We start from the raw sequence: 18,160 nt of genomic DNA, 5'->3' as shown, positions 1-18,160 counted from the left end.
AAACTGGCGCGCTGACCACCACACCATTTTTTGCTTGCTCAGGTGACTAAAACAGGACAATCCATAAGTTTCGCGACAGGGGCTGGACTTGGGAGCGCCGCCCACGGCGCTGCAACAAGAGCACTACGAGCCAAGCCCAGCACTCCGACCAGCATGCGAGCGGGCCGCCGGAACAACCGGCGGCCCGCTGCGTCCCAAGTCGTCGTACTGCTGAGCAGCCCGGCGGGTCAGCTCGCGCAGACGGCGTACGCCCGCACCTTCCAGTTGCTGCTGAAGCCGTCCTCGTCCTCGGCGGCGCTGACGGTCACGGTGGTCGAGGTCGTGGGCAGCATCTGGGTCAGGCGCACCTGGCCGTCGCCGCCGAGGATCTCGCCGCCCACTCCGTGCACCTGGGTGCCGGGCGGGCAGGTGGCCACGGCCGACCGGGTGGCGGCGGAGTTGTAGAGGCTGTCGTTGATGACGCGCTGCTCACCGGGCAGCGGGTCGGCGCAGATCGCGGTGGCGTCCAGCCACCACGTGCCGGCGAAGCCGGTGCCGTCCTCGGCACCCGCCACCACGACGCTGTTCTGGTGGATGCGCAGATCCTCCAGGACGACCTCGCTGTTCGACGCCCCGACGACCGCGCCACCGACCCCGATGGCGTGCTTGCCGGGCGGGCAGGACTTCTCGAACCAGTTCGAGGTGCCGAAGCTGCTGGGCGCCGAACTGCCGGACACGGTCACCAGGCCCGCGGGCGCGGGGGCGCACACCGCGCTCGCCGTGACCGCCCAGTCGCCGCCGACCCCGTTCTCGTCCTCACGGCCGGTCACCGAGTACGTGTTGCCGTCGACCAGCGGCCGCATGATGTCCATGCCGACCTGCCCGAGGCCCGCGCCGGTGATCGCGCCGCCACCACCGATGACCTTGGTGCCGGACGGACACGTCGCGGGCTGCGACTTCGCGAAGGTGTTGCTGGGGCCGGTCGTCGTCTTGATGCTCAGGCCGGGCACCGCCGCCACCGGCCCGGTGAGGACCACCTGGCCGAGCACGAGCGCGCTCAGCGCCGCCCCACCCACGGCGGCCGTCCGACGCGACCACCGGGTGCGGTTCGATCCCTCTCGCATGGTGTCTTTCCTTCCTGGGTTGTTCGTAGCGATGACACCGGTAGGAGCGCGGTGGGGTCGGGATGCCAACAGAAACTCCCGAAGAAAAAATTCGGCGGCTTTACTGGACGCGTCGAGGAGCAGCGAGGGACACGGATGGACACGGCGGCACAGGACGACACCGCACTGGTCGAGGCGGTGCGCCGCGGCGAGCGGGCCGGGCTGGAGGGCATGTACCGGCGGTACGCCGACCGGCTGTACACGTACGCCCGGACCATGCTGCGCGAGCCGGAGGCCGCCGCGGACGCCGTCCACGACGCCTTCCTCACCGCGAGCCAGCGCATCGGCCAGCTCCGGGAGCCCGACCGGCTGCGCCCCTGGTTGTACGCGATCGTGCGCAACGAATGCCTCCGGCAGCTCCGGGAGCGGGCCCGCTCCCTGCCGCTGGAGGAGGCCGACGAGCCGGTGGCCGACGCCGCCGACCCGGCCACGGGCGTCAACGCCGAGCAGGTACGCGACCTGGTGCACACCGCCGCCGCCGCGCTGAACCCGGGCGACCGCGAGGTGGTGCACCTGGCCATCCGCCACGACCTGTCGTCCGCCGACATCGGCGCGGCCCTCGGGGTGCCCGCGAACCACGCGCACGCCCGCCTGTCGCGTGCCCGTTCGCAGCTCGAACGGGCGCTGGGGGCGCTGCTGGTGGCCCGTACCGGGGCCCGGGACTGCCCCACCCTCGCCGGCCTGATCGACGGCTGGCAGGGGCGGCTCACGCCGACCCTGCGCAAGCGGGTCTCGCGGCACATCGAGAGCTGCGCGGTGTGCGGACTGGTCCGACGGGAACAGCTCAGCCCGTCCGTGCTGCTGTCGGCGTACACGGCGCCGGCCTTCCTGGTCGTCGCGGACACGGTGTGGCCGAGGCTGGCCGAGGTCTGCGCGACCGGTGCCCTGGCCGACCCGGCGGCCGACGAACCCTCCGGGTCGGGGGATACCGGGCCGGCGGACAGATTCGTCGACGGGCCCACGCCGACGACCGGCGGAACGGTGGCCCAGGACGGTACGGCGGTGACCCCGGCCGGCGAGGCGGTGGCCCCGGGCGGTGAGGCCGCGGCCCCGGACGGTGCGGCGGTGACCCCGGGCGGTGAGGCCGCGGCCCCGGACGGTGCGGCGGTGGCCCCGGCCGGCGAGGCGGTGCCGGGCGGTGCGGTGGTGCCGGGCGGTGCGACGCACCGTGCGGTGGCGCCACGATCCGGCCGGTCTCGTACCACCCGGCCCGCCGCCGGTGCGGACCACGCGGTGCGGACGACCCCGCCGGGCCGCGACCGGCGCCGTCGGCGGATGGCCGCGACCGCGGCTCTACTGATCCTTCTCGCCGTCCTCGGCACCTGGGCACTGACGACCGGTCGCCCGACCGCCAGCCGGGACGGCTCCGGCCGACCGGTCTCCGAGGCGCTCGCATCACCGGCCGGTGGCCCGGCGGAGCCCGCCGCCGCGCCGCTGCCGTCCGGCTCGGCCACGCCAGCCGGCACCCGAGCCGACACGCCGGTGCCGGCCGGCACCGCCTCGACGCCCGGGACCGTGGCCGGGCCGGCGGGCGGTGACGGGGCCGTCCGGACCGATGCGCCCGCCGCGCCCGGTGTGGTGCCGGGTGGCGCCGCACCGGCCACCTCCAGACCACCGACCGTGCCCCGGCCGACCGGCACACCGCAGGTTGCCACGCCGTTCACGGTCTCCGCCACCGCGCGGGTGCGCTGTGGCGCGGACACGTACAGCCTCGTGGTGCAGGCCACCGGCAGTGCCACGCTCGGCGGTGCCGAGGTTCACTGGACACCCACCGGGGGCAGGACGTCGGTCCGGGCCATGACGACGGACGGATCGGCCGCGCGGGTGACCGTCGGGCGGCTGCGTGCGCCGACGCTGACCTGGTCCGTACGGGCGACCACAGCGGACGGCCGCACGGCGCGGAGCGCGACCTACACGGTCACCGACCCGTGCGTCCGGCCGGGATAGCCGGGACGGCGGCTGCGCGGGGCAGCCCGGAAGCGGGGATTGGCATACGGTGCCGGGGATGGTGACCCTGAGGCTCGAGCCGATGACCGACAGGCAGTACCTCCGCTACCGGGAGCGGGCGGAGGAGAGCTACGCGCAGAACATCTGCGATTCCGGGGCGATGCCGCTGCCGGAGGCGCGCCGAAAGGCGCAGGAGGACTACGGGAAACTGCTGCCCGACGGCCTGGCGACGGAGGGCCACCACCTGTGGGCGGCCTACGACGGCGACGACGAGGTCGGCATGCTGTGGCTCCACGTCGAACAGAAGTCGGACGGGCCGCACGCCTTCGGCTACGACTTCGAGGTGCGGGCGGACCTGCGGCGGAAGGGCTACGGCCGCGCCATGATCCAGGCGGTCGAGAAGCTGTGCCGGGAGTGGGGAGTCGTCTCCATCGGCCTGAGCGTCTTCGGCTTCAACCTTCCCGCCCGGACGTTGTACGAACAGATGGGCTTCGAGGTGACGGCTCTCCAGATGCGCAAGCGGCTGTAGCCGGGGAGGACGGCACGCCGGTGCCGGCCGGCGGCCTCCGGTGCGTGTCGCCGTGGCCCCTCGGCCCGGCAGGTTCAGATCCCGCGACGCGCGGCCCACTCGTCGGCGAGTATCGCGAAGACGAGTTCGGTGCTCCACCCGCCCTTGAAGAACTCGTTCTCGACCAGGCGGGCCTCCTGCCGCATCCCCAGCCTGCGCGCCAGCCGCGCCGACGGGTCGTTGCGCTCGTCGACCCGCGCGACGACGCGGTGCAGGCCGAGGTCCTCGAAGCCGAGGCGGAGCAGGGCCCGCGCCGCCTCGGTGGCGTAGCCGTGGCCGCCGAAGGCGGGATTCACCGCGTAGCCGAGTTCGCCGCTCCCGTGCAGGCGGCTGTGCCAGAACAGCACCACGTCGCCCACCAGTTCGCCGGTGTCGGCGACCTCGACGCCGAGCGTCAGCGACTGCCCCTCGTCGGTGAGTTCCCGGCGCGCCCACACCGACGAGATCCGGTCGACGACGACCTGGCGGGTCATCGGCTCGAAGGGCACGTAGCGGCACACGTCCGGTCGGCTGCGGTAGGCGAGCAGCGCGTCGACGTCACCGCCGGTCAGCGGCCGCAGCAGCAGCCGCTCGGTGCGGACCGGGTACTGCGGACGCAGGGCGACCCGCGTGGGAACCGACATCGCGTCATCGTGCCACCTCCTCGCCCCCGTACGCCGTCCGCAGTGCCCGGGTGCACAGCTCCTCGGCCGCCCCACCGCCGGACGGCCGGCGGATGCCGTACGGACGAGGTTGGATGAGGGGGTGAGCTACGCGGAGGTCAACGGGCTGCGCCTGTGGTGGGAGGAGCACGGCGAGGGCCCGCCGTTGCTGCTGTTGCACGGCGGCTTCGGGGCGGTGGAGATGTTCTCGGCGATCCTGCCGGCCCTGGCCGGGCGTCGCCGGGTGATCGCGGTCGACCTCCAGGGGCACGGGCGCACCGCCGACGTCGACCGTCCGCTGCGTTTCGAGTCGATGGCCGACGACGTCGCGGCGCTTGTCACCCGGCTCGGCCTGGCCGAGGCAGACCTGCTGGGTTATTCGCTCGGTGGCGGCGTGGCGCTGCGTACCGCGATCCAGCATCCGGCGCTGGTGCGCCGGCTGGTCGTCGTCTCCGCGCCGTGCCGGCGGCAGGGCTGGTATCCGGAGGTGCTGGCGGGCATGCCCGAGCCCGACGAGGAGGCGGGCGAGCGGATGCGTGGCACCCCGCCGCACCAGCTCTACACGCGGATCGCGCCCCGGCCGGAGGAGTGGCCCACGCTCTGGGCGAAGACGGGCGAGCTGCTGCGGCGCGACTACGACTGGTCGGCCGAGGTGGCCGCCCTCGTCGTGCCCACTCTGCTCGTCTTCGCCGACGCCGACTCGGTCAGCACGGCGCACATGGTGGAGTTCTTCGGGCTGCTCGGTGGTGGCCACCGGGACGCCGGCTGGGACGGCGCCGACCGGCCGGCCTCCCGGCTGGCCGTGCTGCCCGGGCTCACCCACTACGACATCGCGGCCTCGCCGGCGCTGCCGGCCGCGGTCCTGCCGTTCCTGACCCATCCCGTGGCGACGCCCGGCTGACGCCGGGACCCGCCGGGCCGGGCTGGACGTGGACCGGGGCTGGGCGCGGCGGGCCCGGGAGCACCGCCGCGCCCGGCGCCGGGTCAGCTGGTGAAGCCGCCGTCCACGTTGACCACCGCCCCGGTGACGTAGCCGGCCTCCGGGCCGGCCAGGTGCGCGACGGTCGCGGCGATGTCGGCCGGCGCGGCGTAGCGGCCGAGAGCGGTGAAGCCCGCGATCGCGGCGGCGTTCGGCCCGTCCGCGGGGTTGGCGTCGGTGTCCGTCGGCCCCGGATTCACCAGGTTGGCCGTGATCCCGCGCGGCCCGAGTTCCCGGGCGAGGCCCCGGGTCAGGCCGACCAGCGCGGTCTTGCTCATCGAGTAGAGCGACAGGCCGGGGAAGACGGCCCGCTCCCCGACGTTGCTGCCGATGTTGATGATCCGGCCGCCCTCGGTGAGGTGGCGCGCGGCGGCCTGCGCGGCGAGGAAGGGGGCCCGGACGTTGACCGCGAGCGTCCGCTCCACCTCGTCGTCGCCCAGTTCCGTCACCGGGCCGACCAGGAAGACCCCGGCGTTGTTGACCAGGATGTCCAGCCGGCCCAGCTCCGCGGCCGTCCGGTCGACCGCGTCGCGGACGGCGGCCGGGTCGGCGCTGTCGGCCCGGACCGCCAGCGCCCGCCGGCCGAGCGCCTCGACCTGCTTGACCACCACCGCCGCGCGGTCGGTGGAGTGCTCGTACGTGATCGCCACGTCGGCCCCGTCCTGCGCCAGGCGCAGGGCGACGGCGGCGCCGATGCCCCGGGTGCCGCCGGTGACCAGGGCGACCTTTCCGTTCAGTGTCGTCATGCCAATGATCGTCGGTGGGGCGGCCGATCCCGGTCTGGCGGCGATCGGACGCCTCGTTCCGGGGCCGACGCGGGGTCCGATTCCCGCGTCCGCCCCCTCGGCGGCCCGGTTACCCTGCTTGGGCGGGGCGGGCGTAGTGGAGGATGACGACCCCACTGTCGAACGGGCGGGTGCTTACCAGGTCGAACCGGCGCGGGTCGAATCCGCGGTCGGCGAGCGGGATGCCGCTGCCGATCACGTACGGGTTGAGCTTGATGATCAGCTCGTCGACCTCGGGCAGGAGCTGGCCGGCGAGCTGGCCGCCACCGCAGAGCCAGATGTCGCGGCCGGGCCGGCGCTTCAGCTCGCGGACGAACTCGACCGGGTCGGTGGAGACGATCTCCACCTCCGGCTCGGCGGCCGGGGGCAGGGTGCGGGAGAAGACGTACTGCTTCAGGTGGGCGTACGGGCTGGTGACGCCGATCTTGAGGGCCGGGTCGTAGGTGGCCCGGCCCATCACCAGGGCGTCGAAGCGGCCCTCCGGCTCGTCGATGCCGAACTGCGGGTGGGTGAACGTGGGGAGCGTCTGTGACCAGTTCGCCGCCAGGTGCGCGGCCACGTCGGCGTCCAGACGGAGGAAGTCGGGCGACCCGTCGGGGGCGGCGATGAAGCCGTCGAGGGTGCTGGCGACGTAGTACACGAGCTTGCGCAAACCGGTTCCCCAATCACTACTGGTGTCGTGGATGACTGTACTACAGCCGTCGTGGATCCTGCTAGGGTTCTTCTCATGGCGCGGAACGTGGAGCGGCGGGCGGCCCTGGCGGACGCGGGGCTGCGGGTGCTGGCGGCAACGGGGGCGCGGGGGCTCACCCACCGGGCCGTCGACGCCGAGGCGGGCGTGCCGACGGGCACCGCCTCCAACTACTTCCGCTCACGCGACGCCCTGCTCGGCGCGCTCGGCGAGCGGATCATGGAGCGGTTCGCCCCGGACGAGGGGGTACTGGCCGAGCTGGGCGCCCGCGAGCCGTCGCTGGAGCTGTTCGTCGACTACCTGCGGTACATCGTCGAGCGGACCACCCGGCAGCCCGACCTCACCCGGGCCCTGATCGAGCTGCGGCTGGAGGCGGTCCGCCGGCCCGACCTGGCCCGGGTCCTCGGCGACACGCTGCGCCGGGGCTACCGCGACGACGTCGCGTTCCATGTCGCGTCCGGGTTGCCGGGCGGCGCGTTCGAGGTCGCCCTGCTGCACTACGCCATGGACGGGCTGCTGCTCGACCTGCTCAGCACGTCCATCGACGCCGGTTTCGACCCCGACGAGGTGATCGTGGCGTTCGTGTCCCGACTGGTGGGCGGCGCGACCGACCGGTGACCCACGGAACGTGACCACGCCCGGACACCCGGGAACCGGACCCGACGGGGCGTGTGCCCCGCCCGGGCCGGCCGCCCAGGAGTGTTCCCCGGCGCAGCGGGAAACCGCCTCCGGACGCACCTGGGGAGGAGCGACGGATGACGCGTGGCGGCGGACTGACGATCGGCGTGCTCGGCTCGTACGGGGGCCGCAACCTCGGCGACGAGGCGATCCTGACCGGCCTCCTGGCAGACCTGCGGGAGCAGGAGCCGGACGGGCGGATCATCGTCTTCTCCCGTAACCCCGAGCACACCCGGGTCGCCCACCCCGACGTCGAGGCGGTGCCGTGGGAGGGGATCAGCCGCACCGACTCCGCGCTGGTCCTGGGCCAGCTCGACGTGCTGATCCTCGGCGGCGGCGGCATCCTCTACGACCGGGAGGCCCGCCGCTACCTGCGCGTGGTCCGGGTCGCCCAGGAGCGCGGGCTGCCGTTGCTGACGTACGCGGTGGGGGTCGGGCCGCTCAGCGAGAGCATCGACACCGGGATGGTGCGGGAGACCCTGGCCAGCGCCGCCCAGGTGACCGTGCGGGACCAGGAGTCGCGGATGGTGCTGGAGGAGGCGGGGCTGCTCAACCCGATCACGGTCACCGCGGACCCGGCGTTCCTGCTCGAACCCGAGGACTTCCCGGCGGAGCTGCTCCGCGAGGAGGGCGTGCCGGCCGGGAAGCGGCTGGTCGGGATGAGCGTACGGGAGCCGGGCCGGGCCGCCGAGCGGCTCGACGTCGACGGCTACCACCGCCTGCTGGCCCAGATCGGCGACTTCCTCGTGCACCGGATCGACGCGTACGTGCTCTTCGTCCCGATGGAGCGCGACGACATCCGGCACTCGCACGGCGTGTTGTCGCACATGACCGCCGCCGAGCGGGGCCGGATCCTGCACGGCAGCTACCAGCCCGAGCAGGTGCTCGGGCTGATGCGTCACTTCGACCTGGCCGTCGGCATGCGGCTGCACTTCCTGATCTTCGCTGCGATGGTCGGCACGCCGTTCCTGCCGCTGCCGTACGCCGGAAAGGTCTTCGACCTGGCCCAGCGGCTCGGTGTGCCGGCGCTGCGGGGCGTGGAGCGGGAGGTGGAGGGCCCGCTGCTGGCCGAGGTCGACCGGCTCTGGGACGAGCGGGAGAAGCGGGCCGAGGCCACCGCCCGGCGGGTCGCCGGCGTGTGCGACGAGGCCCGGGGGACCTCGCAGGTCACCCGTGCGGTGCTGGAGAGCCTCCGCGCCCGCACACTGAGCGGGGTGTCCTGAGGGGTGACGCCCACCGGCCCCGTCCCGCCGCCGGACCGGGCCCGGGCTCCGCGCCGGCGCCGACCGCCGCCGAACGCGGGCCCGGGCCCCGAGCGGGGCTCAGACCGCCGGCCCGCGCCAGCAGTAGCGCCACCGGTCGGCCCCGGCATCCACGGACTCCAGCTCGTAGATCTCCGCCGCGGCCAGCCCCTCCGGGCCGAGGTGGTGGTGGGTCAGCGGCGGGCGGCCGTTCGTGTCCAGCTCGACGGTGACCGTCTCGCCGTCGGCCGGGCCACCCGCCAGCGGGATTTCTGCCGTTGATGCCATGCGCCCATCCTGCCCCGCCCGGCCCGACCCCCGCAGCGGATAGCGCGGCAGCGCGCGGGCCCGCTGGACGGCACGGCGAGGGCAGCGCGCGGGCCCGCCGGACGGCACGGCGAGGGCAGTGCGCGGCCCGCCGGACGACTAGGGTCCACGGATGGCGGAGATTCGGATCGACCCCACGCTCGGCCCGGTACTGGCCCGCACGGGCGACGAGCGGGCCGTGCTCGAAGCGTTCCTCGACTTCCACCGTGGTGTGCTGCTGCGCAAGCTGCGCGGGCTGTCCGACGCCGACGCGGCCCGCCGGCTGGTGCCCTCGGCCACCACCGTCGCCGGCCTCGTCAAGCACCTGACCCTGGTGGAGCGGAACTGGTTCCCGTGCCTGCTCGCCCCCGGCCCGGGCGACGTCTACCTCACCTCCGAGGAGGACGCGTCGGCGAGCTTCGCGCTGACGGCGGAGGACACCGTCGAGCGGCTCGCCGGGGCGTACGAGCGGGCCTGCGCCCGATCCCGGGAGGTCGCCGGGCGGTTCGACCTCGACCACGTCGTCCCGCACCCGCAGCTCGGCGAGGTCTCGCTGCGCTGGATCCTGGTGCACATGGTCGAGGAGACCGCCCGGCACGCCGGGCACGCCGACATCCTCCGCGAGCTGACCGACGGCGCCACCGGCGCCGTCTGACGGCCACCGGGGAGGCGGTGCCGCCCGCACCCCGACGTCAGGGGCGCGGCAGCAGGCCGGCCGGGTACTCCATGCCGTCGTGGGTGCAGGCCGCCGCCGCGACCCGGGCCCCGTACGCCGCCGCGGCGGCCGGTGGCGCGCCACGCAGCCGGGCGGCGATCACGCCCGCCGCGAACGCGTCCCCGGCGCCGTTGGTGTCGACGACCGGGGCGGGCGCCTCGGCGGCGGGCACCCGGGTCGGCCCGCCGTCGCCGGCGTGCAGGTCGGCGCCGTCCGCCCCGTGGGTCACCAGCACCGTGCGGGGCGCCAGCGCGGCGGCCAGCGCGGCGGAGCCCGCGCCCAGCCGGACCCCGCTGACGAAGACCAGGTCGGCCGCCTCCGCGAAGGGGCGGTGGTAGGGGTTCTCGCCGTCCCAGTCGTGCAGGTCGGTGGAGAGGACGGCCCCGTCGGCGAGCCCGGCGCGCAGGGCGGGCAGCAGGGGAGGGACCCAGTCCATGATCGACAGATGCACGTGCGCCGAGTCGCGGACCAGCGTCGCCAGCTCGGCCGCCGTGAACGGGGCCGGCCCCCGCCACGGACGCGGGTCGTAGAGCGACATCCGCCGCCCCGCCGGGTCCACCATGTTCACCGACCGTCGGGTGCCGGCCGGGGCGTCGCCGAGCACGGCGTGCACACCGGCGCGGGCCAGCGCCGCCCGGACCACGTCCCCGGCCGGGTCCGCGCCGAGGACGTCGACCACCGCCACCCGGAGCCCGAGCGCGTGCGCGGCGAGCGCCAGCCCGGAACCGGTGTTGCCGATCCGCAGCTCGATGGGGTCGACGGTGACGGAGTCCGCGGCGGGCAGCGGGATCGCGGGCACCCGCACCCGCACGTCCACGCCGAGGCCACCGATCACGAGGAGGTCGAACATGCGCCGACCCTAGCCGGAGCGGGTCGGCAGCGCGCTGCCGGCCGACCCGCTCCGGGGATCACTCCAGCGGCTGGGGTTCGAGCTGGTCGGGCGCGGGGGCGGTGCGCTGCCGCGGCGCCGTCGTCCGGCGGACCGCCGGGCCCTCGGCCAGCGCGAGGTCGAAGACGTTGCGGAAGAGCCGGGACATCGCGGCGTCGGTCGCCAGCGCCCCGGCGAAGGTGATCGAGGAGGCGCTGAAGACGAAGCCGCCGTTGGGCTTCTCGACCAGCACCATGGCCGCGCCGCCGCCGGTGTTCTGCCCCCGGGCGATGACCTCGGTCGAATCGGCCTCGCCGTCCAGGCCGAGCATGGCGTCGGTCTCCCAGCCGCTGGCCGCGCCGTTGTAGCCGGCGAGGCCGAAGCGGCTGCCCACGGTCAGGCCGGTGCCGGCCAGCAGCTCGTGGTCGCGCAGGACCGCGTACGGGGCGAAGGTGAACCAGCTGGCGCTGGTGTAGTTGACCCCCAGGAGTTGCGAGGCGGGCAGGCCCAGCGAGTTGTAGGTGTCCCGCCGCCCCTCCGGGGTGCGGAACGTGACGGCGCTGTGGTCCGCGCTGAACCGCACCCGCTCGTAGAGACCGTTGCCGCCGGCGTAGATCACCCGGCCGCCGCCGGCGAGGTAGTCGGCGAGGTGCTGGCGCATCTCCTCCGACCAGTACTCGGGGTGGCTGCCGAGCACCAGCACCCGGTACCGGGCCAGCCAGCCGCCGGAGACGTGGAGGTCGGTGTCGTCGTAGCAGTCGAACTCCAGCCCCTGCCCGGTCATCCAGCGCATCAGCAGCACGTCCGACCAGAGGGTGTGCTCCAGGTTGCCGGTCGCCTCGACGTTCAGCTCCGTCGACGGCCGGCGCAGCGAGAACGTGCGCGTCCCCGCCATGTCCCCGCAGTACTGGTAGTGCCCGCCCCACGTGTTGTACGCGTGGTAGGTGTTCGTCGGCAGCAGCATCGCGATGTCGTGCCGGGGCGTCGCCGGCTTCACCACGAACGGCACGTGCCGGCGCAGCTTGTGCGGGCCCTCCAGCCGGGCCGCGTACAGGCCGGACGGCCAGCTCTCGGGGATCGACAGCGTCAGCGTGTCCGACCAGTCGCAGCCCGACTGGAGGTAGCCGGTCGGCAGCACCTGGAGCCTGCCCGTCACGCCGGTCGGATTCTTCACCACCTCCGGCGCGCCCTCGCTCGGCGCCACCCGCACGACCGACGCGGTGAGCGTCGGGAAGGTGGTGGAGACCGCGATCCGCGCGGTCGAGCCGGCGGTCACGGTCGGCGTCCGCGCGTACCCCTGGAGGGCGGCCTGGCTCTGCAGGGTGAAGCCGCTGCCGACGGTGCGGCCGGAGCCGCCGTTGGCCCAGGTCGCCCGCCGGTCGGCGCCCGCCTTGGACCAGTTGGTGATCCGGTAGGTGACCAGGCTGCCGGTGGCGCGCCGGGTGGGGTCGCTCGGCTGCACGCCGTAGAGGGTGCCCTGCCCGACGCAGATCAGCCCGTTGATGGTCAGCTCGTTGAAGCCGTTGCCGATCCGGATGCCGGAGCCGGCCGCCCACCTGCCGCCGCCCAGGTGCTGGTACCAGTAGATGGCGCCGTGCCGGTACGCGTAGATCACCCCGGAGCCGTCCGCCACGCCCTGGAAGCTCTTGAAGCCCCGGGTGATCCGGCTGCCGCCGGTCCACTTCCCCGTCGACGGGGTGTACTGGTAGCCGTACAGGTCGCCCTCGGCGTCGACCCCGTAGACCGTGCCGCCGAAGCCGAAGAGGCGGGGGAACTTCTGGAAGCCGCTGCCGATCTGCCTGCTGCCGCTCCAGTAGCCGGCCCCGGTGGTGTAGTTGGTGCAGACGTAGCGGTAGTAGTGGATCGTGCCGTCCGCCCGCACGCCGTAGAGCGAGCCGTCGGTGCTGCCGAGGACGGTGCGGAACTGGTGCCAGCCCGAGCCGATCTTGCGGCCGGAGCCGGTGGCCCACCCGGTCACGCCGGTCTGCCAGCCCCAGTGCCGGTACCAGAGCAGCGACCCGTCGGCCTGGATGGCGAAGATGACCCCGTTCCCGCCGCCCACCAGCTGGATGAACCGCTGCTCGGGGTCGTAGCCGAGGCCGTCGGCCCGGGCGGGCGCGGCGGGCGCCGCGAGCACCGAGGGCGCGGCGGTGGCTGCGGCCAGCGCGCCACCCGAGGCCAACACACGACGCCGGGTGATCCGACGGTGGACGCGCAGTGACATTTGTGAAGAGCCTTCCCCGTTGTCCAGCCAGCGCAATCTAGCCGCCGACCGAGGGCCGCTGGGGGAGGGGTGAGGAGGCGGCGCCGAAAGTCGTTCGGAAGACGGCGGAGACCGACCGATCGGACGATCCGGGCCCGTCCGGCGCCTCCGGCCACACCGGGCACGGCGTGCGCTCGGGGTCGCGGCCGGCCCGATATCCTCGCCGAGTCGTCACGAGGAGGGGGACGGGTGCTGGTCGTCCACGGGGTGTGGCGGTGGGGCGTCGGGCTCGCCGTCTGGGCCGAGGACAGCACGCTGCCGGCCCGCGCGCCGCGCCGCCCCGGCCGCGCGCCCCGGGAGCGGCCGCACCCGTTCGCGGCCGGCCACCCGACGCTGGCCGCCGCGCTGGCCGAGGCGGCCGATCCGGCCGACCTCGGCACAGCGCTGCTCACCCTCCCCACCCGGGCGGGCTCGCCGCTGGACTCGCCGGAGCTGGTCCGCACCGCCGTCGCGGAGCCGGTCCGTGGGCCGGTCACCCTCGCCGGGTGGCGTGTTCCGGTCCTCCGGTACGCCCCGGACGCCGCCCTGGCCCTGCTGCGCGGGCTCGACGGGCTGGCCGTCGTGCCCGGCGCGACCCTGCGCCACCTCGCCGAGCTGGCCGACTTCGCGGTCGAGTTGGCGGCCCGGGGCCGGGTCCTGCCCGGCCTCGCCGCCCCGGCGCCGGCGGTCTCCACCGACGGCGTCCCCGCGCCGACCGGGCGGCCCGAGGGGGCGGGCAGGTCGGGGAAACCCGGCCACGACGGCACGCGCCGCCGCGCGTCGCAGGGCGGCGACTGGTCCACGGTGGACGGGCAGCGGGTGTCCGCCCGGGCGGTGTGGCGGCCCCTGCTGACCGGGACGGACGCCGCCTGGGCGCGGGCGCTGGCGCTGGCCCTGCCGCCGGCCGCACGCGCCACCGCCGACGCGTCGGCCCGCCCGGGCGCCACCGCCAACGCGTCCGGCCGCCGGCGCGCCACCGTCGACGACGGGCCGGGCATCGACGACGGGCCGGGTGCGCTGGTCGCCGACGCGCTCGACGTGCTCACGGACGCCGCGGTCCGGGCGGCTCTCGCGGAGACCGCGCTGGCCCGGGGCGTACGCCCGAACGGCGCCGTGCCGGCCTGGCTGGCCGCCCTCTCCGGACCGGTCCGGGACTTCGCCGCCGAGCCGGCCGCGCTGGACACCCTCCGTGCCGAGCTGGCCGCCTGGCAGCGCGACGCGGCCGGCGGCGCGGTGCGGGCGAGCTTCCGCCTGGTCGAGCCACCCGCCGACGAGATCGCCGAGCCGGTCGTCGTGGTGCTGGCCGACCCGGCGGCACCGGTCGCGACGAACGGGACGTGGCGGGTCGAGTTCGGGCTCCAGGCGGCCGACGAGCCGAGCCTGCACGTGGACGCCGGGCAGGTCTGGCGGTCGCCGGAGACCGTCGCCGGGCTGGCCGGCCGGCGGGACGACCCGCAGGAGACCCTGCTCGCCGAGCTGGGCCGGGCCAGCCGGCTCTGGCCCGAACTGGACACCGCCCTGCGCACCGCGACGCCGGAGGCGCTGGAGCTGGACGTCGAGGGCGCGCACCGGTTCCTCCGCGAGGGCGCGCCGGTGCTGCACGCCGCCGGCTTCGCCGTGCTGTTGCCGTCCTGGTGGCGGCGTCCCTCGTCGCGGCTGGGCGCCCGGTTGCAGGCCCGCAGCCGGACCGCTCCGGGCACCGTCGCCGCGGGCGGCGGCGTCGGGCTGGACGCCCTGGTCGACTACCGCTGGGAGGTGGCCCTCGGCGACCAGCCGCTGACGGCCGAGGAGTTGGCGTCACTGGCCGCGCTGAAGACCCCGCTGGTGCGGCTGCGCGGGCGGTGGGTGGAGCTGGACCCGAAGCGCCTCGCGGCCGGCCTGCGGCTGCTCCGTTCCTCCGGCGAGCTGACCGTGGCCGACCTGCTCCGCCTGGGCCTGGCCGACGGCGGTCAGCCCGACGCCCTGCCGGTGCTGGAGGTGAGCGCGGACGGCGCGCTCGGCGACCTGCTGGCCGGGGCGGTGGAGCGGCGCCTCACCCCGCTCGATCCGCCGCCCGGGTTCCACGGCACGCTGCGGCCGTACCAGCGGCGGGGGCTGGCCTGGCTGGCGTTCCTGCAGTCGCTCGGGCTCGGCGGGGTGCTCGCCGACGACATGGGGCTCGGCAAGACGGTGCAACTGCTCGCCCTGCTCGCGCAGGACCCGCCGGAGGCCGGCCCGACGCTGCTGGTCTGCCCGATGTCGCTGGTGGGCAACTGGCAGCGGGAGGCGTCCCGGTTCACGCCGGGGCTGCGCGTACACGTGCACCACGGCGCGGAACGGGCGCGGGGGGCGGCGTTCGCGACGGCCGTGCACGAGGCGGACCTGGTCGTCACCACCTACTCGGTGGCGGCCCGGGACGCGGTCGACCTGGCCGGCATCGACTGGCACCGGGTGGTGGTCGACGAGGCCCAGGCGATCAAGAACGCCGCCACCCGGCAGGCCGAGGCGGTCCGCGCGCTGCCCGCCCGGCACCGGATCGCGGTGACCGGCACGCCGGTGGAGAACCGGCTGGCCGACCTCTGGTCGATCATGCAGTTCGCCAACCCGGGCCTGCTGGGCCCGGCGGCGACCTTCAAGAAGGCGTACGCGGAGCCGATCGAGCGGCACGGCGACGCCGAGGCGGCCGAGCGGTTGCGCCGGATCACCGGCCCGTTCGTGCTGCGCCGGCTCAAGACCGACTCCTCGATTATCTCCGACCTGCCGGAGAAGCTGGAGATGGAGGTGCTCTGCAACCTCACCGCCGAGCAGGCGTCGCTCTACCGGGCGGTGGTCGACGACATGCTGGCCCGGATCGAGTCCAGCGACGGCATCGAGCGGCGCGGGCTGGTGCTGGCCACCATGACCCGGCTCAAGCAGGTCTGCAACCACCCGGCCCAGCTGCTGCGTGACGGGTCGGCGCTGGACGGCCGCTCCGGCAAGCTGGCCCGGCTGGAGGAGATCCTGGACGAGGTCCTGGCGGCGGGGGAGCGCGCCCTGCTGTTCACCCAGTACGCCGAGTTCGGCGGCATGCTGCGCGGCCACCTGTCGGCCCGGTTCGGCCGGGAGGTGCTCTTCCTGCACGGCGGCGTCGGCAAGGCCGACCGGGACGCGATGGTCACCCGGTTCCAGTCCCCGGCCGGGCCGGCGATCTTCGTGCTGTCGCTCAAGGCCGGCGGCACCGGGCTCACCCTCACCGAGGCCAACCACGTGGTGCACGTCGACCGGTGGTGGAACCCGGCCGTCGAGGACCAGGCCACCGACCGGGCCTTCCGGATCGGCCAGCGGCGCCGGGTGCAGGTCCGCAAGTTCGTCTGCGCCGGCACGGTGGAGGAGAAGGTGGCGGCGCTGATCGCCGACAAGCGGAGCCTCGCCGCGTCCGTCGTCGGCACCGGCGAGCAGTGGGTGACCGAGCTGTCCACCGCGCAGCTGCGTGAGCTGTTCACCCTGGACGCCGGGGCGGTGGTGGAGTGAGCGGGCAGCCCGAACGCGACGGCGGGGCGACCGGCCGCTTCGCCGACTACGGCCGTCCGCGCCGGGTCGACGGCGGGCTGAAGGCGCGCAGCACCCGGGGCGCCATCGGCCGGTCCTGGTGGTCGCGGCGCTTCCTGGAGGTGCTGGAGTCCTTCGCCCTCGGCACCCGGCTGACCCGCGGCCGGGCGTACGCGCGGGCCGGCCAGGTCGTCCGCCTGCACGTCGCCCCGGGCACCGTCAGCGCCGTGGTGCAGGGCTCCCGCGCGCAGCCGTACGAGGTGAGCATCGCGCTGACCCCGTTCCCGCCGGAGCTGTGGTCCCGCGTCGAGGCGGACCTGGCCGCCCAGGCGTTCTTCAGCGCCCGGCTGCTCGCCGGCGACCTGCCCCCGGAGCTGGAGGAGCTGTTCGCGGCGGCCGGCGCCCCGCTCTTCCCGGCCGGGGTGGCGGAGCTGCGCCAGCGGTGCAGCTGCCCCGACTTCGCCGTGCCGTGCAAGCACCTCGCGGCCACCTTCTACCTGCTGGCCGAGGCGTTCGACGCCGACCCGTTCCAGCTGCTGCACTGGCGGGGCCGGGGCCGGGCCGAGCTGCTCGACCGGCTGCGCGCCCTGCGGGCCGGGACCGCCGTCGCCGATGCGCCGGCCAACCCGTCCACCGGGCCCGGCGGCGATGCCGGCGGCGGGCCGTCCACCGTGGAGCGCCGCAGTGTCGGCGCCGCGCCGTCCACCGCGGAGCGCCGCAGTGTCGGCGCCACGCCGTCCGCACCGGAGTCCCGCGATGCCGCCGGCGGCGGGCCGTCCGCCGGGCGGCCCCGCGATGCCGGCGGCAGGCCGTCCATTGTCGACCGGGCCGGCTCCGGCGACCGGCGGGACACCGTGGACCCTCCGCCGGTCGGGGCCGCGCGGGCCCTGGCCGGCCTGCCGCCGGCGCCGCTGGCCGAGTCGGTCGACCGGTTCTGGCTGCCGCCCGTCCCGCTGCCCGACCGTCCGCCCAGCCTGGCGACCGGGCCCGACCTGCTGCTGCGGCAGCTCGGCGCGCCGGCTCCCGCCATCGGCGGGCCCGGCCTGGTCGAACGGCTGCGGCGGGCGTACCGGCTGCTCGGCCGGTAAGGACGTCCTTCCCCTCCGGCGGATCGCCGGCCGGTGTCACCCGGCGCGGTGCCTCCGGCGGGCCGGCGCGGCCGCGCCGGCCCGCCGGGACCGTCGTCGCCCGGTCACAGCCAGCGGCGGCGGAACCGCCACATGAGTGCGGCGTTGGCCACCAGCACCACCGCGCAGATGGCCCCCGCCAGCCGGCCGGCCAGCACGGTCATCGCCGGGAGCGAGGCCCACAGCACGATGGTCAGAAGCATCAGCCACCGGCTCCGGCGGGCCCGGGCCCGGTGGTCGAGCCGGGCGAAGAACGCCGGGTCACTCTCCCGGAGGTGACGGGTGATCTGCTCGAACCTGCGCTGATCCTCTTTGCTGAGCATGTGCCTTCCCCTCACGCGTTCAGCGGTTCGGCGGCATACCCGCTGCGGCGGCGGCTCACGCTCCCGTCCTGGTGCTACTTTGCCGCCCGCCCGGGCGGCGGCGTGCCCGACCCGGGGAACGGGCGCCTCAGGGCAGGCTTATCCGCACCTTAAATTTGCCTGTGTCACTGAACGCGGCGGCAAGCGTCGGCTGGCCGGAAATCGTTACGTCCGGCCCGTGGCGTGTCACGTACGCCCTGCTCGGGAGGTCCGTGCCGGGGCGGGCGGGAAACCGCGCCCGCCGCGCCGCGCTGAGGGCCGTCTTAAGAGGTCCTAACAAAGCCGGGTGACGTGTCGGTACGTGATGATGCAGGTGGCGAGGCCGAGGAAGGCTTCGTGGATGTCGTCGCGGCGTTCCCAG

The 18,160-nt window shown here is 75.2% G+C and carries 15 protein-coding genes and 2 pseudogenes; 9 read left to right on the top strand and 8 right to left on the bottom strand.

Annotated features, from left to right (window positions below; all coding sequences use genetic code 11):
• Positions 1-227 precede the first annotated feature (227 nt).
• The gene (locus ACGFZ2_RS32715) at positions 228-1,103 is read right to left on the bottom strand and encodes a hypothetical protein (protein ID WP_393460519.1); all 876 of its coding nucleotides are present in this window, start codon (positions 1,101-1,103) and stop codon (positions 228-230) included.
• Between the two features lie 135 nt (positions 1,104-1,238).
• Here ACGFZ2_RS32715 and ACGFZ2_RS32710 point away from each other — a divergent pair, with 135 nt between their 5' ends.
• Both ACGFZ2_RS32710 and ACGFZ2_RS32705 read left to right on the top strand, forming a co-directional pair.
• On the top strand, positions 1,239-3,089 hold the full coding sequence (locus ACGFZ2_RS32710; protein ID WP_393460516.1) for a sigma-70 family RNA polymerase sigma factor: 1,851 nt from the start codon (positions 1,239-1,241) through the stop codon (positions 3,087-3,089).
• Between the two features lie 82 nt (positions 3,090-3,171).
• Positions 3,172-3,618, top strand: a complete 447-nt coding sequence (locus tag ACGFZ2_RS32705; RefSeq protein WP_393263113.1) for a GNAT family N-acetyltransferase — start codon at positions 3,172-3,174, stop codon at positions 3,616-3,618.
• 74 nt (positions 3,619-3,692) lie between these two features.
• Here ACGFZ2_RS32705 and ACGFZ2_RS32700 read toward each other — a convergent pair whose 3' ends face one another.
• Positions 3,693-4,280: a GNAT family N-acetyltransferase gene (locus ACGFZ2_RS32700; RefSeq protein ID WP_393460513.1), complete on the bottom strand. Its 588-nt coding sequence runs from the start codon at positions 4,278-4,280 to the stop codon at positions 3,693-3,695.
• A 121-nt stretch (positions 4,281-4,401) separates the two neighbouring features.
• Here ACGFZ2_RS32700 and ACGFZ2_RS32695 point away from each other — a divergent pair, with 121 nt between their 5' ends.
• The gene (locus ACGFZ2_RS32695; RefSeq protein ID WP_393460510.1) at positions 4,402-5,199 is read left to right on the top strand and encodes an alpha/beta fold hydrolase; all 798 of its coding nucleotides are present in this window, start codon (positions 4,402-4,404) and stop codon (positions 5,197-5,199) included.
• An 83-nt stretch (positions 5,200-5,282) separates the two neighbouring features.
• Here ACGFZ2_RS32695 and ACGFZ2_RS32690 read toward each other — a convergent pair whose 3' ends face one another.
• Together ACGFZ2_RS32690 and ACGFZ2_RS32685 are read right to left on the bottom strand one after the other, a co-directional pair.
• Positions 5,283-6,023 carry an SDR family NAD(P)-dependent oxidoreductase gene (locus tag ACGFZ2_RS32690; RefSeq protein WP_393460507.1) on the bottom strand — a complete coding sequence of 247 codons (741 nt, stop codon included), beginning with the start codon at positions 6,021-6,023 and terminating at the stop codon, positions 5,283-5,285.
• Positions 6,024-6,132: 109 nt separating this feature from the next.
• Complete coding sequence (locus tag ACGFZ2_RS32685) at positions 6,133-6,714, bottom strand: dihydrofolate reductase family protein (protein WP_393460504.1); 582 nt, start codon at positions 6,712-6,714, stop codon at positions 6,133-6,135.
• Positions 6,715-6,789: 75 nt separating this feature from the next.
• Between ACGFZ2_RS32685 and ACGFZ2_RS32680 the strand changes: the two genes are divergently transcribed.
• Entirely contained in the window at positions 6,790-7,371 is a 582-nt protein-coding gene (locus ACGFZ2_RS32680; RefSeq protein WP_393263105.1) for a TetR/AcrR family transcriptional regulator, read from the top strand.
• Positions 7,372-7,508: 137 nt separating this feature from the next.
• Entirely contained in the window at positions 7,509-8,654 is a 1,146-nt protein-coding gene (locus tag ACGFZ2_RS32675; protein ID WP_350707785.1) for a polysaccharide pyruvyl transferase family protein, read from the top strand.
• 99 nt (positions 8,655-8,753) lie between these two features.
• Here ACGFZ2_RS32675 and ACGFZ2_RS32670 read toward each other — a convergent pair whose 3' ends face one another.
• Positions 8,754-8,960 carry a hypothetical protein gene (locus ACGFZ2_RS32670; protein ID WP_393460501.1) on the bottom strand — a complete coding sequence of 69 codons (207 nt, stop codon included), beginning with the start codon at positions 8,958-8,960 and terminating at the stop codon, positions 8,754-8,756.
• A gap of 151 nt (positions 8,961-9,111) precedes the next feature.
• Between ACGFZ2_RS32670 and ACGFZ2_RS32665 the strand changes: the two genes are divergently transcribed.
• Positions 9,112-9,633: a DinB family protein gene (locus tag ACGFZ2_RS32665; RefSeq protein WP_393263102.1), complete on the top strand. Its 522-nt coding sequence runs from the start codon at positions 9,112-9,114 to the stop codon at positions 9,631-9,633.
• Positions 9,634-9,670: 37 nt separating this feature from the next.
• On the opposite strand, the gene ACGFZ2_RS32660 is transcribed toward ACGFZ2_RS32665, so the two are convergent.
• Both ACGFZ2_RS32660 and ACGFZ2_RS32655 read right to left on the bottom strand, forming a co-directional pair.
• On the bottom strand, positions 9,671-10,543 hold the full coding sequence (locus ACGFZ2_RS32660) for a carbohydrate kinase family protein (protein ID WP_393460498.1): 873 nt from the start codon (positions 10,541-10,543) through the stop codon (positions 9,671-9,673).
• Positions 10,544-10,601: 58 nt separating this feature from the next.
• A complete protein-coding gene (locus ACGFZ2_RS32655) occupies positions 10,602-12,785 on the bottom strand; it encodes a N,N-dimethylformamidase beta subunit family domain-containing protein (RefSeq protein ID WP_393460495.1) in 2,184 nt (727 codons plus the stop codon).
• A 228-nt stretch (positions 12,786-13,013) separates the two neighbouring features.
• Between ACGFZ2_RS32655 and ACGFZ2_RS32650 the strand changes: the two are divergent.
• From ACGFZ2_RS32650 to ACGFZ2_RS32640, 3 genes and pseudogenes are all read left to right on the top strand, one after another.
• Positions 13,014-13,718 (top strand): annotated as a pseudogene (locus tag ACGFZ2_RS32650) (ATP-dependent helicase); the annotation flags it as partial.
• Between the two features lie 93 nt (positions 13,719-13,811).
• Positions 13,812-16,292, top strand: a pseudogene (locus ACGFZ2_RS32645) (DEAD/DEAH box helicase); the annotation flags it as partial.
• Positions 16,289-17,398: an SWIM zinc finger family protein gene (locus ACGFZ2_RS32640; RefSeq protein WP_393460492.1), complete on the top strand. Its 1,110-nt coding sequence runs from the start codon at positions 16,289-16,291 to the stop codon at positions 17,396-17,398. The pseudogene ACGFZ2_RS32645 and the gene ACGFZ2_RS32640, both read left to right, overlap by 4 nt.
• A gap of 104 nt (positions 17,399-17,502) precedes the next feature.
• Here ACGFZ2_RS32640 and ACGFZ2_RS32635 read toward each other — a convergent pair whose 3' ends face one another.
• Complete coding sequence (locus ACGFZ2_RS32635; protein ID WP_111132775.1) at positions 17,503-17,760, bottom strand: DUF3040 domain-containing protein; 258 nt, start codon at positions 17,758-17,760, stop codon at positions 17,503-17,505.
• Positions 17,761-18,160 lie beyond the last annotated feature (400 nt).

It is taken from the genome of Micromonospora sp. NPDC048063, from assembly GCF_043202855.1.
GTDB lineage: Bacteria > Actinomycetota > Actinomycetes > Mycobacteriales > Micromonosporaceae > Micromonospora.
Note: the sequence above shows the minus strand (reverse complement) of the source record. Positions and strands in the feature narration are given on the sequence as shown.

Bases quoted from the DNA above. Each gene is read 5' to 3' on its own strand.
- ACGFZ2_RS32715 (WP_393460519.1), bottom strand. From the start codon at position 1,103: ATGCGAGAGGGATCGAACCGCACCCGGTGGTCGCGTCGGACGGCCGCC.
- ACGFZ2_RS32710 (WP_393460516.1), top strand. From the start codon at position 1,239: ATGGACACGGCGGCACAGGACGACACCGCACTGGTCGAGGCGGTGCGC.
- ACGFZ2_RS32705 (WP_393263113.1), top strand. From the start codon at position 3,172: ATGACCGACAGGCAGTACCTCCGCTACCGGGAGCGGGCGGAGGAGAGC.
- ACGFZ2_RS32700 (WP_393460513.1), bottom strand. From the start codon at position 4,280: ATGTCGGTTCCCACGCGGGTCGCCCTGCGTCCGCAGTACCCGGTCCGC.
- ACGFZ2_RS32690 (WP_393460507.1), bottom strand. From the start codon at position 6,023: ATGACGACACTGAACGGAAAGGTCGCCCTGGTCACCGGCGGCACCCGG.
- ACGFZ2_RS32680 (WP_393263105.1), top strand. From the start codon at position 6,790: ATGGCGCGGAACGTGGAGCGGCGGGCGGCCCTGGCGGACGCGGGGCTG.
- ACGFZ2_RS32675 (WP_350707785.1), top strand. From the start codon at position 7,509: ATGACGCGTGGCGGCGGACTGACGATCGGCGTGCTCGGCTCGTACGGG.
- ACGFZ2_RS32670 (WP_393460501.1), bottom strand. From the start codon at position 8,960: ATGGCATCAACGGCAGAAATCCCGCTGGCGGGTGGCCCGGCCGACGGC.
- ACGFZ2_RS32665 (WP_393263102.1), top strand. From the start codon at position 9,112: ATGGCGGAGATTCGGATCGACCCCACGCTCGGCCCGGTACTGGCCCGC.
- ACGFZ2_RS32660 (WP_393460498.1), bottom strand. From the start codon at position 10,543: ATGTTCGACCTCCTCGTGATCGGTGGCCTCGGCGTGGACGTGCGGGTG.
- ACGFZ2_RS32655 (WP_393460495.1), bottom strand. From the start codon at position 12,785: ATGTCACTGCGCGTCCACCGTCGGATCACCCGGCGTCGTGTGTTGGCC.
- ACGFZ2_RS32635 (WP_111132775.1), bottom strand. From the start codon at position 17,760: ATGCTCAGCAAAGAGGATCAGCGCAGGTTCGAGCAGATCACCCGTCAC.